This window comes from Bacillus sp. SIMBA_074, from assembly GCF_046534555.1.
Taxonomy (GTDB): domain Bacteria; phylum Bacillota; class Bacilli; order Bacillales; family Bacillaceae_G; genus Bacillus_A; species Bacillus_A mycoides.
Genome location: NZ_JAWRYM010000163.1, coordinates 1 through 383, shown reverse-complemented (window position 1 = coordinate 383; position 383 = coordinate 1). Strand labels below are relative to the sequence as shown.

Sequence of the window (383 nt, the reverse complement as noted above, 5' to 3'; positions counted from 1 at the left end):
AAAGGCTGATGACGGGCCTGACTGGCTTATTGGAGGTAGTTATATGGTGGTGCGCCGAATTCAGATGTACATTGAAGTTTGGGACCGCACAATATTGAAAGAACAAGAAAATACGTTTGGTCGACATCGGGACAGTGGAGCTCCACTAGGAATGAAGAATGAGTTTGATAGCCCTGACCTGGAAGCTAAAGACCCAAATGGAAATCGGATCATTCCCAAAGATTCGCATATGAGTCTATCTAGGGGGGACGGAAAAGCAAAGATACTGCGACGTCCTTATTCATATGCAGATGGAATGGATCCTAAAACAGGAAGCTTCAATGCGGGCCTGCTATTCATTTGTTTTCAGCGAAACCCAAGTAAACAATTTATTCCCATACAGG

1 protein-coding gene is annotated in these 383 nt (G+C 44.4%); it reads left to right on the top strand.

From position 1 onward, the window contains the following. A partial coding sequence (locus SB773_RS30315; RefSeq protein ID WP_410593895.1) for a Dyp-type peroxidase occupies positions 1–383 on the top strand: 383 nt, incomplete at both ends.